Consider the following 12,887-nt stretch of genomic DNA (forward strand, 5'->3'; position numbering starts at 1 on the left):
CGGCGCTGCTCCAGGCAGTGCAGCTACACGACCATGCCGGCCACGGTACCCGCGAGAAGCCCGCCGAGCACGGCAATGGTGGCCCAGTGCACGGTGACCTTAAGCGATCCGGGTTCAACGACCCCGCTGTCCAGGTGGCCGGCATCGCGCAGCGCTTCCCAGCGCCGCCGCAGCACGAAGGCTACCTGGCCGGAGGCGGTGCTCACCGAATCGCCGGGGCGCACGCTGCGGCCCTGCCCGTAGGCGGTCTCGCCCAGGTTCCGCACATCGGCCCTCTCAATCGCAACGGCTCCGCGGATGCCTGGGCTCGGCGCGGCCCAGACCGGGATCTTCCGTTCGGGAGTGAACAGGGTCAGGCTGAACCGGGTGTCGATGCGCAGGATCGCGGGCCAAGGCACCTCGAACGTGCGCAGCACGTTGACGACCGTGACGCCGTGATCGTCGATCAGGATCCGGGGACGCCAGAACACGGCGATCGCCAGGGCGCTGAAGAAGGCCAGCGGCCAGACCGTGCGGAGAAGGTTGGCCCAGTCGCCGGCAACGGCGAGGCCGGCCAGCCCGATCAGGCACAACACGACGATCACCGCGGCGAGGACACGCCCGAACATGGGGTGAAATTGGAACGACTCTGTCAGCACACCCTTAGTTTCGCAGATAGCCCGCTTCACCCAGACAGGATGGCAAGCAATGACTGATCCAGCGACCGTCGCACTGAGCGACGACATGGTTTTCGACACCCTCCCCGAGATCGTGCTCGAAGTGAAGGACCTCGACGTCGACTTCTGGGTAGAGGGCGAGCTGTACCCGGCCGCCATCGACATGAACTATGAGGTGCGCCGCGGCGAAGTCCTCGCGATCGTGGGCGAGTCCGGCTCCGGCAAGAGCACGGGGACCATGGCGCTGCTCGGCCTGCTGCCGTCGAACGCGCGTGTCACCGGCTCGATCACCCTGCTCGGAAAGCAGTTGCGGGGCATCCCCGAGGCGGAGCTGCGCAAGGTGCGCGGCAACGCGATCGCGACGATCTTCCAGGAGCCGATGACGGCCCTGAACCCGGTCTACACGGTTGGTTTCCAGATCACCGAAGCCCTGCGCTCGCACTTCGACCTCTCCCCGCACGAGGCGAAGGAGCGCGCGATCGAGCTCCTCACCATGGTTGAGATGCCGAACCCGTCGGAGTCCTTCAACAAGTACCCGCACCAGTTGTCGGGCGGACAGCGTCAGCGGGCCATGATCGCCCAGTCGATTTCCTGCGACCCGGTCCTGCTCATCGCCGACGAGCCGACCACGGCGCTCGACGTGACGGTCCAGGCGGAAATCCTCGACCTGCTCCGCAACCTGCACAAGCGGCTCGACAGCGCCATCATCCTGATCACCCACGACATGGGTGTCGTCGCCGACCTCGCCGACCGGGTGATGGTGATGAAAGACGGGATCACGGTGGAGTCCGGCGTCATCGACGACATCTTCAACCGGCCGCAGCATCCGTACACCAAGCAGCTGCTCGCGGCGGTCCCGCACCTCGGCCAAGGCATCGAGCTCACCGAGCGCCCGCAGGCCTTCCGCGCTGTGGACGCGAAGCCGGTGCTCGACTTTCAGAACGTGGCGATCGAGTACCCCAAGCGTGGGCGGATCCCGGCCTTCCGTGCCGCGGACGAGATCAACTTCCAGGTCTTCCCGGGCGAGATCGTCGGCCTCGTGGGGGAGTCAGGGTCGGGCAAGACCACCCTGGGCCGCGCGGCCGTCGGACTGCTGCCGATCCGCGAGGGGACCCTCATTTCGTGCGGCATCGACATCTCGAAGGCCGGCATGCGCGACCTTCGCCCCCTGCGCCGCAAAGCGGGCATCGTCTTCCAGGATCCGGCATCGTCGCTGAACCCACGGATGCCCATCGGCGAGTCGATCGGGGAGCCGCTCTACCTGTCGCGGGAGGCCAGGGGTGCCGATCTCGACAAGCGGGTGCAGACCCTGCTCGAGCAGGTCGAACTGCCCACGAGCTACCGCAACCGGTTCCCGCACGAACTCTCCGGCGGCCAGAAGCAGCGCGTCGGCATCGCCAGGGCGCTCGCCCTGCACCCCGATCTGCTCGTCGCCGACGAGCCGACCAGCGCCCTGGACGTGTCAGTTCAGGCTCGATTCCTCGAGCTTTTGCAGGAGCTGCAGGGCCGTTTGGGCTTCGCCTGCCTGTTCATCAGCCACGACCTGGCGGTCGTCGATGCGCTGTCGCACCGCATTGCGGTGATGCATAAGGGTAAACTAGTCGAACAGGGGACTAGCGACCAGATTCTTCGTGCCCCCAAGGACCCTTATACCCAGCGCCTAATCAGCGCCGTGCCTGTGCCTGACCCCGCCGAGCAACGAGCTCGCCGCGAGGCTCGCCAGATTGCGAAACGACAAAACAAGGAATAGAACTTATGGCGATTGCCACGCGCAATAACCTCCGGAACGTTGCAATCGTTGCCCACGTTGACCACGGCAAGACAACGCTGGTGGACGCGATGCTCAAGCAGACGAACTCCTTCGCAGACCACTCCCATGTGGAAGAACGCGCGATGGACTCGAATGAGCTCGAGCGCGAAAAGGGCATCACGATCCTCGCGAAGAACACCGCGGTGTCCTACAAGGGGCTGCACGCGACCGACGGTCCGATCACGATCAACGTGATCGACACCCCCGGCCACGCCGACTTCGGTGGCGAGGTGGAGCGCGGGTTGTCGATGGTTGACGGCGTCGTCCTGCTCGTCGACGCGAGCGAGGGCCCGCTGCCGCAGACCCGTTTCGTGCTCCGCAAGGCGCTCGAGGCTCACCTGCCCGTCATCCTGCTGGTCAACAAGACCGACCGCCCCGACGCGCGCATCGACGAGGTCGTGGCCGAGAGCCAGGACCTGTTGATCGGCCTCGCCAGCGACATGGCCGACGACGTGCCCGACCTCGACCTCGACGCGATCCTCGACGTTCCCGTCGTCTACGCCTCCGGACGTAACGGCGCGGCGAGCAGCAACAAGCCCGAGAACGGCCAGCTGCCCGACAACGATGACCTCGAGCCTTTGTTCGAAGCCATCCTCAAGCACATCCCGGCGCCCCAGTACGATGACGAGCACCCGCTTCAGGCGCACGTCACCAACCTCGACGCCAGCCCGTTCCTCGGCCGCCTCGCCCTGCTGCGTATCTTCAACGGCACGATCAAGAAGGGCCAGACCGTGGCCTGGGTAAAGTCCGACGGCACCGTGGCGAACGTCAAGGTGACCGAGCTGCTGATCACCAAGGCTCTCGACCGCTACCCGACCGAGAGCGCCGGCCCCGGCGACATCGTCGCCGTCGCCGGTTTCGCCGACATCACCATCGGTGAGACCCTGGCCGACCCGGATGACGTTCGCCCGCTGCCGACCATCACGGTCGACCAGCCGGCCATCTCGATGACCATCGGAACCAACACCTCGCCGCTCATGGGCAAGGTCAAGGGCCACAAGCTCACCGCGCGCATGGTCAAGGACCGCCTCGACCGCGAGCTCGTCGGTAACGTCTCGCTCAAGGTCGTCGACATCGGACGCCCCGACGCCTGGGAGGTGCAGGGCCGAGGAGAACTCGCCCTCGCCATCCTGGTCGAGCAGATGCGCCGCGAGGGCTTCGAGCTCACCGTCGGCAAGCCGCAGGTGGTTGTCAAGCGCGTCGACGGCAAGATCCACGAGCCGTACGAGCACCTCACCATCGACTCGCCGGAAGAGTACCTCGGTGCGATCACACAGCTCCTCGCCGCGCGCAAGGGCCGCATGGACAACATGGCCAACCACGGCACCGGCTGGGTTCGGATGGAGTTCATCGTTCCGTCCCGCGGCCTGATCGGCTTCCGCACCCAGTTCCTCACCGACACCCGCGGCACCGGAATCGCCAACGCGATCTTCCACGGCTACGAGGAGTGGGCCGGAACCATCGTCACCCGCAGCAACGGATCGATCGTCGCCGACCGTTCCGGTGTGGTCACCCCGTTCGCGATCATCGCGCTGCAGGAGCGGATGTCATTCTTCGTCAACCCGACCGAAGAGGTCTACGAGGGCATGGTGATCGGCGAGAACTCGCGCGCCGACGACATGGACGTGAACATCACCAAGGAGAAGAAGCTGACCAACATGCGTCAGTCCACCTCCGACACGTTCGAGTCGATGACCCCGTCCAAGCAGCTGACCCTCGAGGAGTGCCTCGAGTTCGCCCGCGAGGACGAGTGCGTCGAGGTCACGCCCGCCATGGTGCGCATCCGCAAGGTCGAGCTCGCGGCATCCGCCCGCCAGCGCCAGACGTCACGCCTGAAGAAGCAGGACGCCAACTAGGCACCCCCCTGCCCCATCCGCGAACCCGCAGTTGTGCGCGCTAAATCGTCGATTTAGCCTGCACAACTGCGGGTTCGCGCCATTTTGTATGAGGAAAGCAGAACCATGAAGACCATCAGCAGGCAGAGCCTGAGCGTCTCGCTCGCCATCGTCATCGCCGTAGCGGGCGTTCCGCTGCTCACCGGCTGCTCGGCCGAAGGCGCCGTCAACGGCGCCGTCCAGGGCGCGACCGGCGGGGACGTCAGCCTCGGCGGGAAGCTGCCCACGGGCTGGCCGGACGAGGTCGCCGTCATTGACGGGGAACTCCTCTTCGGCGCCCGCGGCGCCGGCGACAACAAGGACGGCTGGGTCGTGACGGTGAAGTCCGACGCCACCGACCCCCTCGAAGAGGCCAGGAAGACGCTCGAGGATGCCGGCTTCGTCGGTGACACGCGCGTCTCGGCCGGCGACGCCAGCGTCGTCGCGATGAAGAACGACACCTATACCGTCGTCGTCGCCAGCAACTCCGACGGCCTGCTCTACACGGTCAGCCCGGGCTAATCCGCCCCGCGGGCGCCGCTACGCGCTGAGTTGCGGAGAAAGTACCTTCGTTTTCGGATTGAGGGTACTTTCTCCGTAACTCAACCTGACGGGCGCCGGGTCAGGCGAAGAGGGCCTGCCCGATGTATGCGCCGTCCCGGGCGCCGGGCGGCACGGCGAAGAGCGCCGACCCGACGTGCCGGGTGTATTCGTTCATCGCGTCGTTCCTGGCCAGGCTCAGCTGCACCGCGGAGAACTGCTCCGGCGACCGCTGGAAACTGATGAAGAACAGGCCGGCATCGAGCCGGCCGAGTTCGTCGTTGCCGTCGACGAAGTTGTACCCCCGGCGCAGCATCCTGCGCCCCTCGTTCCGGGACGGATGCGCGAGCCGCACGTGGGCGGCCTTGTCGATCAGTGGGGCGTCGTCCGGGCCGGCTTTGTCGAAGTCGGGCTCGGTGAACTCCGATCCGCCCGACAGTGGGGCGCCCTCGCCCTTGCTGCGGCCGATGATCGCCTCCTGTTCGCGCAGGATCGTGCGGTCCCAGGTCTCGATCGTCATCCGGATGCGCCGGGTCACCAGGTAGGAGCCCCCGGCCAGCCAGGCGGGGCCGTCCCCGGACTGCACCCAGACCTGCTCGTCCACCGCCGCGGGTTCCTCGGCCTTGATGTTCGCTGTGCCGTCCTTGAACCCGAACAGGTTTCGCGGGGTGGCCTGGCTCGTGCTGGTGGACGAGGTGCGCCCGAAGCCCAGCTGTGACCAGCGGATGGCCGCCTTGCCGAACGCTATCCGGGACAGGTTGCGCACCGCGTGCACGGCCACCTGGGGGTCGTTCGCGCAGGCCTGGATACAGAGGTCGCCGCCGCCCTGGCCCTCCTCGAGCATGTCGCCGGGGAAGTGCGGGAGATCGACGAGGTCGGCGGGGCGCTGCGAGGCGAGGCCGAAGCGGTCGGTGCCATCCGTCGCCTCGAACAGGGTCGGCCCGAAGCCGAAGGTGATCGTCAGGCCCGCGGGCTCCAGGCCGAGCGCCTCCCCGGTGTCTTCCGGGGGCGCGTCGTAGGGCCCGTCGACGGCGCCGAACTCTCCGACGTCCCGGCCTGCGGTCATGGCCGCCGCGGCGACGGTCCAGTCACGCAGAAGTGCGATCAGGTCCGCGCGGCTGGTGCCCGGGCTGAGGTCGAAGGACGCGAAGTGCAGGCGGTCCTGGGCAGGGGTGACGATGCCGGCCTGGTGCCGGGCGTAGAACGGGTAGCCGGCCGCCGTGCCGGCGCCCCCGGTCGCTGCGATGACCGTGCGGTCACCGGCGACCCCCAGCCCGAGCCCGGCGATGCCGGCTCCGGCCAGGCCGAGCAGTCCGCGGCGGGACAGGCCGCGCGGCGCGGCGGGCCGGCCGGCGGAAGGCGGCGTGGCGTCGGTCACGAGATGACGAGTGCCGCGGTGAGCCGGTTGAGCGGCTCGCCGAGCGCGTTTACCTGGTCGGCGAGGGCGCGGATGTCGGCGGCGGAGAGCTCGGTGTACGCCGCGAAGCCGTCACCGACCCGGTGCTCGTCGAGGAGCGCCTGGAGAGCGGCGAACTCCGTGTCGAGCTGCCGCGCGAGCTTCCGGTCCTTGTCCAGCAGGATGTCGCGCACCCCCGCGTAGAGCACCTTCGCGCCGTCGACGTTGGCCTGGAAGTCCCAGAGATCGGTGTGCGACCAGAACTCCTCTTCGCCGGTGACCTTGCCGGAGGCGACCTCCTCGAGCAGCCCGATCGCGCCGTTCGTCTGCTGGGACAGGGTGAAGCTCAGGTCCGCCACCTTGCCCTTGAGGGTCTGCGTGTCGGCGACGAGCAGCTTGGCCAGGTGCGCGCGCTTGTCGGCGCCGTAGGCCTGATAGCCGGCCTCGGCTTCGGCGGGCCAGAGGTCCTTCTCGATGGCGTGCCAGCCGGTCCACTCCTGGCCTTCCTCGAGGTCGGCTTCGCGCAGGTCGAGCTTCGGGTCGAGGTCGCCGAAGGACTCGGCGATGGTTTCCACGCGTTCCCAGTGGGCGCGGGTCGGGGCGTAGAGGCTGCGGGCCAGGGCTTCATCCCCGGCGACATAGGCGGCGGCGAAGGCGTCGGTGCCGGTGGCGAGCTCGGCTACCTCGTCCCGGACGTAGCCGGCGTAACCGGAGTTGGCCGTTTCGATCCGCGCGGCGAGGGCGGCGTCGACCTCGCCGGCAGCGCCCGATTCCGTCACGGTGAAGGGCGCCTTGCCGACGCCGTCGCCGGTCATGCCCGGCTTGCAGGCCGTGAAGTATTTTCCGGGCTCGAGTTCCACGACCAGGTCGCGGCTGAGGCCGGGGCCGATGTTCTCGGCCTCGCCGACGATCCTCAGGCCGTCGTGGCCGAGCAGGTAGAACTCGGTGACCTTGTCGCCGGAGTTCGTCACTCGGAAACGCACGGTGCCGGCCGGGGCCTCGGCCGCCGACACCGCGCACTCGGAGGCGCTGCTGTCGACGGTCAGCGTGGCGTGGGTGGCATCCGGGCCGCTCTCGTTCGCGACGCAGCCGGTGAGGGCCAGGAGCACGGCGGAGCACACGAAGGCGGGCAGGGCGAGGCGGGAGCGCATGGGAGTCCTTTGGTAGCCGGGAAAGAGAGGGTTCAGCGGGCGGCGACGACGGCGCGACCGGCGCCATCCGGGCGGGCTGCGGCCGGGCGTGGCCGGCCCTGCCGGCTCTTCAGGATGAACAGGGTCATCGTCGGCACGAGATAGGCCAGCCAGGCCGCAAGCTCGAGCCACGTGGTGGCGGGGGAGAAGTTCAGCGTGCCCTTGAGCAGGGTGCCGTACCAGCTGTCGGGCGGGATGGCGGCGCTCACATCGAAGGCGAGGCTGTGCAGGCCCGGCAGGATGCCCGCCTCCTGCAGGTCGTGCACGCCGTAGGAGAGCACGCCCGCGGCGACAACGATCAGGATGCCGCCGGTCCAGGCGAAGAACTTCGCCAGGTTGATCCGCAGCATCCCCGCGTAGATCAGAGCGCCGAGGGCGACCGCGGTGAGGATGCCGAGCCCGGCGCCGAGCAGGGGGAGTGTGGTTTCGCCGGTCGCCTGCACGGCGGCCCAGATGAACAGGGCCGTCTCGATGCCCTCCCGGCCCACGGCGAGGAAGGCGACCAGCACGAGGCCCAGCCCGGTTCCCAGGAGATGGCGGTCGATGCTGCCCTGCAGATGGCCCTTGAGGTCACGGGCGGTGCGGAGCATCCAGAACACCATCCAGGTGACCAGGCCGGTGGCGACGATCGACAGCACGCCGCCGATGGTCTCCTGGGCCGCGAAGGACAGGCCGACGGTTCCGAAGGTGAGGACGGCGCCGATGCCGAGGGCCAGAAGCACGGCGAGGCCCACGCCCAGCCAGATGCGGGCCAGCACGTCGCGCCGGTCGATCTTGACGATGTACGCGATCAGGATCGTGACGATGAGGGCGGCTTCGAGACCTTCGCGCAGGCCGATCAGATAGTTTGCGAGCACGGGTCTTCCTGGTTTGTTCCGTCGGGTCGGCCGGCGGCGTGATTCCCGCGGCCGGTTCGGCCGAGGTTGGTAAGGCTAACCTTACTTCCTGATCACTCTAACCGGGGCCGCCGGATGCTGTCCAGTTATGCTTTTGAACGAGGGCGCTTGGCCCGTCACACGCGCACGAAGGCAGTGGGGTCCCGATGGTCATGTCCGGCAGCGAGGAACGCGTGGTCTTCGTGCACGACCGCCCCGGCGACGAAGCGCTGGCGACCGGCGGCACAATCGCCCGGCTCCGCTCCGACGGCGCACCCGTCGTGGTGCTGTTCGGCGCCATGCTGCCGGGGGAGTCGGATGCCGCCCGTGCGGGGCTGGCCGAGCTCGGGGTGACCGAGTGGCAGACGCTGCCCGCGGCATCCGCCGGGCGGGAGGACGCCCTCCGCCGGGCCCTCGCCGAGGCCCGCGCCACCGCGGTGGCGATCGGCTCCACCGACGAGGGGCTGCGGGAGTCCGCGACTCGGGCCGCCGAGGCGATGGGCGTGCCCGTCTTCCTCGCCCGCCGGGTGACGCAGGGGGCCGGCGCGCGCCTGGTCGCCATCGATGTCAGCGACATGCTGGAACGCAAGCGCGGCGCGCTCGCCGCCTACCCGGACCGGTGGACGGTCACCGACGGTGCCGCAGAACTGCCGGATGGCTCGCTGCTCGCCGTGACCGGCACGGAGGCGTTCCTCCGCAACGAGCCTGATGCCCGCGAGGTCAGGGGCATCCCGCCCTCCCGGGGCGCCCGCCTGGCCGCCGCAGCGATCGCCCTGCTCCTCGGCGCGGCGTTCGCACTGCTGGGCACGATCGCCCACCAGGGCGTCTTCGTGCTCGGGCCGGTGACGATCCCGATCGGACTGATCCTCGCCCTGCTCGCCGTGTCCGCGCTCCTGGTCGGGCTGCGGCTCGTGTTCGGCGACCGGATGGTCGTGTTTTCCTGCGCCATCGGGATGCTCGGCACGATCTTCCTGCTGTCGCTGCGGAGCACGGGCGGTTCGGTGCTCGTCCCGGCGGGCCTGCCCGGAACGCTCTGGAGCATCGTGCCCGCCCTCGTGGCGACGTTCGTGCTCGCCTGGCCCCATCTCCCGGCCAAACGCTGAACGGTCGCGCACGCGCCGAACCGGCCTAGACTGGATATCCGGCTCCTGAAGGGAATCCGCCCACTGTGACCTACGTCATTGCCTTACCCTGCGTTGACGTGAAAGACCGCGCCTGCGTCGATGAATGCCCGGTCGATTGCATCTACGAGGGCGAACGCTCGCTCTACATCCACCCGGACGAATGTGTCGACTGCGGTGCCTGCGAACCGGTCTGCCCGGTCGAAGCCATCTACTACGAAGACGACCTGCCCGACAAATGGTCCGAGTATTACAAGGCCAACGTGGAGTTCTTCAACGACATCGGTTCTCCGGGCGGCGCGGCGAAGATCGGTGTCATCCCCAAGGACCACCCCGTCATCGCGGTGCTTCCTCCGCAGGTCACGCACTAGTCCTCGCGTGCTGAAACCGCTCCCCGACTACCCGTGGGACCAGATGGTCCCGTTTGCCGCACGGGCGCGCGCTCATGAGGGCGGCATCGTCGACCTCTCGATCGGGTCGCCGGTGGATGCCACGCCCGACGTCATCCGGCAGGCCCTCGCCGGCGCCACCGACGCCCACTCGTACCCCCAGACGGCCGGCACCCCCGAGCTGCAGCGCGCGATCATCGCCTGGTATGAGCGGCGCCGCGGCGTCACCGGCCTGGCCGAGAAGAACGTGCTGCCCACGATCGGCTCGAAGGAGCTCGTCGCCCTGCTCCCGTTCATGCTCGGGCTCGGCGAGGGCGACACCGTGGTGCACCCCCGGGCCGCCTACCCGACCTACGCGATCGGCGCGGCCATGGCCGGAGCCTCGGCCCTGGCCTCCGACGACCCGGCGGAGTGGCCGGCCACGACGAAACTGATCTGGCTGAACAGCCCCGGCAACCCCGACGGGCGCGTCCTCGGGGTCCCGGAGCTCACAGCCGCCGTCGCCCGGGCGCGCGAAATCGACGCCGTCATCGTCAGCGACGAGTGCTACGCCGAGCTCGGCTGGGACGCAGCGTGGGCGACAGAGCGGATCCCGAGCATCCTCGACCCTCGGGTGATCGGGGACAACCGTCACAATGTGCTGGCGATCTACTCGCTGAGCAAGCAGTCCAACATGGCCGGCTACCGCGGAGCCTTCGTGGCGGGGTGCGGCGGCGTGCTGGCCCGCCTCCTGACCGTGCGCAAGCATGCCGGGCTCATGCTCCCCGCCCCGTTGCAGGCGGCCATGGCCGCCGCGCTCGCTGACGACGCGCACGTGGCCGTGCAGAGGGAACGCTACCGGGCGCGCCGGGCCGTGCTGCTGCCGGCCCTGCGCGACGCGGGCTTCCGGATCGACCACAGCGAGGCCGGCCTCTACCTCTGGGCCACCGAGGGCGTCGACGCGTGGGAATCCATCGGCCGTCTGGCCGACCTCGGCATCCTGGCCGGCCCCGGGCCGTTCTACGGCGACTTCTACCCGAGGCACGTGCGCTTCTCGCTCACCGCCACCGACGAACGGATCGCGGCAGCCGCCGATCGGCTCCGTTCCTGACGTTGTGCATTACCGCCATCGAATCCGCCGGAGCTTTGGCGGATGCGACAGTAGGCGGCACGGACGATTAGGCTGTATGCGGTTGACGTTGCCATGCACCAGTGCTCTGCGGCGGACCGCCACAGACCATCAGGCAGCGATCTTCTCGCTGCCATACTTCAAGGAGGCGCCGTGAGCGACGTCGCACGCACCCCATCCGGCGAGCCGAAGATGGCCACCCTCACCTTCCCCGGCGGGAGCGCGGAGTTCCCGATCCTGGAGAGCACCGACGGCGCCGGCAGTATCGATATCTCCACCCTGACCCGGCAAACGGGCCTCACGACGATCGACTCGGGCTTCGTCAACACGGCGTCCACCCGCTCGGCGATCACGTTCATCGATGGTGAGAAGGGGATCCTGCGCTACCGCGGCTACCCGATCGAGCAGATCGCCCAGAAGTCGAGCTTCCTCGAGACCGCGTGGCTGCTCATCTACGGCGAGCTGCCCAGCGCGAGCGAACTCGAGGAGTTCGACACCCGCATCCGCCGCCACACGCTGCTGCACGAGGACCTGCGCCGCTTCTTCGACGCGCTGCCCACGAACGCGCACCCCATGTCGGTGCTCTCGTCCGGCGTCTCGGCGCTGTCGACGTACTACCAGGACTCGCTCAGCCCGAAGGATCCGGCCCAGGTCGAGATCTCGACAATCCGCCTGCTCGCCAAGCTGCCGGTGATGGCCGCGTACGCGCACAAGAAGAGCATCGGCCAGGCCTTCCTCTACCCGGACAACTCGCTGAGCTTCGTCGACAACTTCCTCAAACTCAACTTCGGCACGCTGGCCGAGCCGTACGAGGTCAACCCCGTCGTGAGCCGGGCGCTCGAACGCCTGCTGATGCTGCACGAGGACCACGAGCAGAACGCCTCCACCTCCACCGTTCGCCTGGTCGGGTCGACCGAGGCGAACCTGTTCGCGTCGGTGTCCGCCGGGATCAACGCCCTCTTCGGCCCGCTGCACGGCGGCGCGAACGAGGCCGTCCTCAAGATGCTCGGCGAGATCCAGTCCTCGGGCGAAGGCGTCGAGAAGTACGTCGAACGGGTGAAGAACAAGGAGCACGGCGTGCGCCTGATGGGCTTCGGCCACCGGGTGTACAAGAACTACGACCCGCGCGCGACGCTGGTCAAGGAGAGCGCCCACGAGGTGCTCGCCGCCCTCGGCGTCAAGGACGACCTGCTCGACATCGCCCAGGAACTCGAGCACATCGCGCTGAACGACGACTACTTCCAGGAGCGCAAGCTCTACCCCAACGTCGACTTCTACACCGGCGTCATCTACAAGGCGATGGGCTTCCCGACCCGGATGTTCACGGTGCTGTTCGCCATCGGCCGGCTGCCCGGCTGGGTGGCACACTGGCGCGAGATGAACGAAGACCCGGCGACGAAGATCGGCCGCCCGCAGCAGCTCTACATCGGCTCTCCGGCCCGCGACTTCCCCACCCGCTAGCCCTTCCGCCCGCTGACCCCCGTCCGCTGACCCCCGCCCGCCTTTTCCGCTCCATCCCGATCCGCCGAACTGTGAGTTTGGCACCTTCGTGGGGCGGCAAAGTCATAGGGTCAAAGCAACGCTCTGATTGATGGAGCGTTTTATGGTCAAGTTGTTTCCGCAGGCTGCTCGTGATGAGTTCGTTGACTTGGTGTGCGCGGGGGTGGGTTTGCGAGAAGCGGGCGCCAGTGTGGGCGCGTCGGTCAACACGGCGACGGTGTGGTGGCGGCAGTCTGTCGGAATGCCTCTTCGACATGCCCGGTCACGCCTCAAGATCGCTCCTGATGCCTCGGAGCACGTCCCGGACGAGTGGCCCGCCGTCGAGCAGGGTGGGGTCCCTCGGCGGTATCGGTCGTTGACCAAATTCGAGCGGGGGATGATCCAGATCGGTCATCGGAACGGGATGACGTATGCCGATATCGGGAAGG

General features: G+C 68.3%; 11 protein-coding genes and 1 pseudogene. 8 read left to right on the top strand and 4 right to left on the bottom strand.

The genetic code is table 11. The features are described from left to right. Nucleotides 1–23: 23 nt before the first annotated feature. On the bottom strand, nt 24–608 hold the full coding sequence (locus tag BLQ39_RS01550) for a PH domain-containing protein (RefSeq protein WP_167738576.1): 585 nt from the start codon (nt 606–608) through the stop codon (nt 24–26). 115 nt (nt 609–723) lie between these two features. On the opposite strand from BLQ39_RS01550, the gene BLQ39_RS01555 reads away from it, so the two are divergent. From BLQ39_RS01555 to BLQ39_RS01565, 3 genes are all read left to right on the top strand, one after another. Next, nucleotides 724–2,406 (top strand): ABC transporter ATP-binding protein, encoded by a 1,683-nt coding sequence (locus tag BLQ39_RS01555; protein WP_092321300.1) that lies wholly within the window; start codon nt 724–726, stop codon nt 2,404–2,406. Nucleotides 2,407–2,411: 5 nt separating this feature from the next. Next, nucleotides 2,412–4,322, top strand: coding sequence for a translational GTPase TypA (typA, locus tag BLQ39_RS01560; protein WP_092321301.1), 1,911 nt, complete (start codon nt 2,412–2,414; stop codon nt 4,320–4,322). 105 nt (nt 4,323–4,427) lie between these two features. Then, nucleotides 4,428–4,862, top strand: coding sequence for a hypothetical protein (locus tag BLQ39_RS01565; protein WP_092321302.1), 435 nt, complete (start codon nt 4,428–4,430; stop codon nt 4,860–4,862). 100 nt (nt 4,863–4,962) lie between these two features. Here BLQ39_RS01565 and efeB read toward each other — a convergent pair whose 3' ends face one another. The 3 genes from efeB to efeU are packed head-to-tail and all read right to left on the bottom strand — an operon-like array spanning nt 4,963 to nt 8,323. Beyond that, nucleotides 4,963–6,258 carry an iron uptake transporter deferrochelatase/peroxidase subunit gene (gene efeB, locus BLQ39_RS01570; RefSeq protein ID WP_092321303.1) on the bottom strand — a complete coding sequence of 432 codons (1,296 nt, stop codon included), beginning with the start codon at nt 6,256–6,258 and terminating at the stop codon, nt 4,963–4,965. Continuing rightward, on the bottom strand, nt 6,255–7,427 hold the full coding sequence (efeO, locus tag BLQ39_RS01575; RefSeq protein ID WP_092321304.1) for an iron uptake system protein EfeO: 1,173 nt from the start codon (nt 7,425–7,427) through the stop codon (nt 6,255–6,257). Before efeO ends, efeB begins: the two co-directional genes overlap by 4 nt. A 32-nt stretch (nt 7,428–7,459) precedes the next feature. Beyond that, a complete protein-coding gene (efeU, locus tag BLQ39_RS01580) occupies nt 7,460–8,323 on the bottom strand; it encodes an iron uptake transporter permease EfeU (RefSeq protein ID WP_134574722.1) in 864 nt (287 codons plus the stop codon). Nucleotides 8,324–8,508: 185 nt separating this feature from the next. Between efeU and BLQ39_RS01585 the strand changes: the two genes are divergently transcribed. From BLQ39_RS01585 to BLQ39_RS15935, 5 genes and pseudogenes are all read left to right on the top strand, one after another. Beyond that, complete coding sequence (locus BLQ39_RS01585; protein ID WP_092321305.1) at nt 8,509–9,444, top strand: PIG-L deacetylase family protein; 936 nt, start codon at nt 8,509–8,511, stop codon at nt 9,442–9,444. A gap of 65 nt (nt 9,445–9,509) precedes the next feature. Next, nucleotides 9,510–9,833 (top strand): ferredoxin, encoded by a 324-nt coding sequence (fdxA, locus tag BLQ39_RS01590; protein ID WP_092321306.1) that lies wholly within the window; start codon nt 9,510–9,512, stop codon nt 9,831–9,833. A 7-nt stretch (nt 9,834–9,840) separates the two neighbouring features. Beyond that, nucleotides 9,841–10,941 (top strand): succinyldiaminopimelate transaminase, encoded by a 1,101-nt coding sequence (dapC, locus tag BLQ39_RS01595; RefSeq protein ID WP_277870622.1) that lies wholly within the window; start codon nt 9,841–9,843, stop codon nt 10,939–10,941. Nucleotides 10,942–11,151: 210 nt separating this feature from the next. Then, on the top strand, nt 11,152–12,420 hold the full coding sequence (locus BLQ39_RS01600) for a citrate synthase (protein ID WP_092321352.1): 1,269 nt from the start codon (nt 11,152–11,154) through the stop codon (nt 12,418–12,420). A gap of 142 nt (nt 12,421–12,562) precedes the next feature. Further along, nucleotides 12,563–12,887 (top strand): annotated as a pseudogene (locus tag BLQ39_RS15935) (hypothetical protein); the annotation flags it as partial.

This window comes from Cryobacterium psychrotolerans, from assembly GCF_900101115.1.
Classification (GTDB): domain Bacteria; phylum Actinomycetota; class Actinomycetes; order Actinomycetales; family Microbacteriaceae; genus Cryobacterium; species Cryobacterium psychrotolerans.

What these genes read in the sequence shown, in the direction of transcription:
- BLQ39_RS01600 (WP_092321352.1), top strand. Translation starts at nt 11,152, where the DNA reads ATGGCCACCCTCACCTTCCCCGGCGGGAGCGCGGAGTTCCCGATCCTG.
- BLQ39_RS01585 (WP_092321305.1), top strand. Translation starts at nt 8,509, where the DNA reads ATGGTCATGTCCGGCAGCGAGGAACGCGTGGTCTTCGTGCACGACCGC.
- typA (WP_092321301.1), top strand. Translation starts at nt 2,412, where the DNA reads ATGGCGATTGCCACGCGCAATAACCTCCGGAACGTTGCAATCGTTGCC.
- BLQ39_RS01555 (WP_092321300.1), top strand. Translation starts at nt 724, where the DNA reads ATGGTTTTCGACACCCTCCCCGAGATCGTGCTCGAAGTGAAGGACCTC.
- efeO (WP_092321304.1), bottom strand. Translation starts at nt 7,427, where the DNA reads ATGCGCTCCCGCCTCGCCCTGCCCGCCTTCGTGTGCTCCGCCGTGCTC.
- BLQ39_RS01550 (WP_167738576.1), bottom strand. Translation starts at nt 608, where the DNA reads ATGTTCGGGCGTGTCCTCGCCGCGGTGATCGTCGTGTTGTGCCTGATC.
- BLQ39_RS01565 (WP_092321302.1), top strand. Translation starts at nt 4,428, where the DNA reads ATGAAGACCATCAGCAGGCAGAGCCTGAGCGTCTCGCTCGCCATCGTC.